The organism is Sulfitobacter sp., assembly GCF_041552635.1.
Classification (GTDB): Bacteria; Pseudomonadota; Alphaproteobacteria; order Rhodobacterales; family Rhodobacteraceae; genus Sulfitobacter.
The window spans coordinates 1-3008 of the sequence record NZ_JBFEKM010000288.1 but is presented as its reverse complement, the minus strand read 5'-3'; the positions used below and the strand labels follow the sequence as shown (position 1 = coordinate 3008).

The following is a 3008-nucleotide window of genomic DNA, read 5'->3' as shown; positions in this document are numbered from 1 at the left end:
TTCTGCCGTGTTGGCGTCGCCTGAAACCTCGACCGACATGAACTTTGAACGGATCGAGGCGATCATCGCGCACGAGTATTTCCACAACTGGACCGGCAACCACATCACCTGCCGTGACTGGTTCCAACTGTGCCTCAAGGAAGGGCTGACCGTCTACCGCGACAGCCAGTTCACGTCCGACATGCGGTCGGGCCCCGTCAAGCGCATCGGCGACGTGATCGACCTGCGCGCGCGCCAGTTCCCCGAAGACCAAGGCCCGCTGGCCCATCCCGTGCGGCCTGACAGCTTTCAGGAAATCAACAACTTCTACACCGCGACGGTCTATGAAAAAGGGGCCGAAGTCATCGGTATGCTGAAACTGCTGGTCGGCGACAAGGCGTACTCAGATGCGCTTGACCTCTATTTCACGCGCCACGACGGCCAGGCCTGCACAATCGAAGACTGGCTGCGCGTATTCGAGGACACCACGGGCCGCGACCTGACCCAGTTCAAACGCTGGTATTCCCAAGCCGGCACACCGCATCTCTCTGTGACCGAAGACTGGGACCACGGCACGCTGACGCTGCATTTCAAACAGCACACTCCGCCCAGTGCTGCGACCCCTGACCCGCAGCCGCAGGTGCTGCCCATCGCCGTTGGCCTGATTGATCAAGACGGCGACGAGGTTGAACCCACTCTGGTGCTGGAAATGACCGAAGCCGAACAAAGCTTTGTCTTCGACAATCTGGGTACCCGCCCCACGACATCCATCCTGCGCGGCTTTTCCGCACCCGTGGTGCTGACCCAAGACCTAACAGATGCGGACCGCGCCCATTTGCTGGCCAATGACACCGATCCGTTCAATCGCTGGGAACAGGGCCGCATTCTGGCGCGCACCTCGCTGATGGCGATGATCCTTGAAGGTAAGAAACCCAACAAGGATTGGCTCAAGGGCATCCGCGCCGTGATCAGCGACGAACATCTTGATCCCGCCTACCGTGCGCTGATGCTAAGCCTGCCCTCGCAATCCGATCTGGCCCGCGCCTTGGCCGAAGACGGCCACACCCCCGACCCTGACATCATCTATGCCGCAGTCGAGGCGACCCGCGACGCGATGGCCAAGTCCTATGCCAACCTGCTGCCGACGCTTTATATGCGCCACACAGTAACGGACGACTATGAACCCAACGCTGCACAATCCGGCAAACGGTCGCTCGCCAATGCAGCCTTGTCCTTGCTGACCCGCACCGAAGGTGCCGCCATGGCGCAAAAGCAATACGATGCCGCCGATAACATGACCCAGCAGCTGAGCGCCTTGGCAAACCTGATCCGCGCGGGCGAAGGCAGCGGCGCGTTAAAAGCGTTTGAGGCGCAGTGGAAAGACGACCGTCTGGTGATGGACAAATGGTTCGGCCTGCAAGTGATGGAAGCCGACCCCGAAGAAGCCCACGAGATCGTCGAAACCCTGACCAAACACGCCGATTTCAATTGGAAAAACCCCAACCGCTTCCGCTCGGTACTGGGGGCCTTTGCCGCGCATCACGCTGGTTTCCATCATGCGTCTGGCGCGGGCTACCGCCTGCTGGCCGATTGGCTGATCAAGCTTGATCCGCTAAATCCACAAACCACAGCGCGTATGTGTTCGGCCTTCCAGACATGGAAACGCTATGACGCGGACCGGCAGACGCTGATCAAAGCCGAACTCGACCGCATTCTCGCGCAACCCGAGTTGTCGCGCGATACCACAGAAATGTTAACCCGGATCAGGGGGGCCTAAGCGATGCGTCCAATACTGCTCATCACCGGTGCCTCTGCTGGCATTGGTGCGGCCTGCGCGCGGCTCGCGGCCCCAACCTATGATCTTGCCCTAAACTTTCGGTCCGACACTACGGGGGCCGAAGCAGTCGCCGCAGATGCCAAAGCCCATGGCGCACGCGTCTTGCTGTGCCAAGGCGACGTTGCCACCCCCGCTGATGTGGCGCGTATCTTTGAACAGATCGACCAGACCTATGGCCGCCTGGATACGCTGATCAACAATGCAGGGATCGTCGACCAGCTTGCCACGGTTGCCCAGATGGACCACGCCCGCCTTAAACGCATGTTCGATGTCAATGTCATCGGTGCCATGATGGTCGCCCAAGCCGCGGCCGCGCGGATGCAGGCGCAGGGCAACGGTGCCATCGTCAACATGGGCTCCATCGCCGCGCGGCTCGGGTCGGCCAATGAATTCGTGGATTATGCCGCCTCCAAAGCCGCCATCGACGCCTTTACCAAAGGTTTGGCCAATGAACTTGCCGCTCAAGGCATCCGCGTCAATGCGATCCGCCCCGGCCTGATCGAAACCGAAATACATGCCAAAGCGGGCGCACCCGACCGCGCGCAAACACTGGCGAAAAACATCCCGATGCAGCGCGTTGGTACCGCAGCCGAAGTCGCCTCTGCTACCCTGTTTTTGCTGTCGGATGCGGCCAGCTATATCACGGGTACGACGCTGGATGTCAGCGGCGGGCGCTAGTGACCGCCCCCTATACGTTCAAACGCCAAGGTCGCAGTCGGGCGACCATGATGCTGGTCCCCGCAATCTGGCTGGTGCTGCTTTCCGCGCGGATCTGGCTGAACGCCGACCTGTTGATCCTTGGCCTTATTGCGGCTTTCACGCTGCCCGCGGTGTGGGATGTGATCAAAAACCCCTCAGCAGGCCTGACCTTGACGGACAGCGACCTGTGCTGGCACAGCGGGTCGCGCAACGCACAGATCACCTTGGCAGAGATCGACAAGACCCGCTTTGACACACGGTTGGACTTTTCGGTCCGCGCAACGGTGATCCTGAAAAACCGCCGCAAAATCCGGATACCGTTTGAGGCGACACCGCCCCACCAAGACTTCGAACATGCCCTGAACGCCAAAGACATCAAAACCGAGCGTCACCATTTCAGCCTCAGACAATGATTCCCTGCTTCTCTGGCTCTTAAATATCCTCGCCGAAGGCATCCAGCCAATGCGCCAAACACCAACTCTTGATGCGCCCC

General features: G+C 60.2%; 3 protein-coding genes. All 3 read left to right on the top strand.

The features are described from left to right. A partial coding sequence (locus tag ABYT07_RS20125; RefSeq protein WP_372993788.1) for a DUF3458 domain-containing protein occupies positions 1-1756 on the top strand: 1756 nt, incomplete at its 5' end. Between the two features lie 3 nt (positions 1757-1759). Beyond that, the gene (locus tag ABYT07_RS20120) at positions 1760-2494 is read left to right on the top strand and encodes an SDR family oxidoreductase (RefSeq protein WP_372993787.1); all 735 of its coding nucleotides are present in this window, start codon (positions 1760-1762) and stop codon (positions 2492-2494) included. Further along, positions 2494-2928: a hypothetical protein gene (locus ABYT07_RS20115; protein ID WP_372993786.1), complete on the top strand. Its 435-nt coding sequence runs from the start codon at positions 2494-2496 to the stop codon at positions 2926-2928. The genes ABYT07_RS20120 and ABYT07_RS20115 overlap by 1 nt, the downstream gene beginning before the upstream one ends. The last annotated feature ends 80 nt before the right edge of the window (positions 2929-3008 follow it).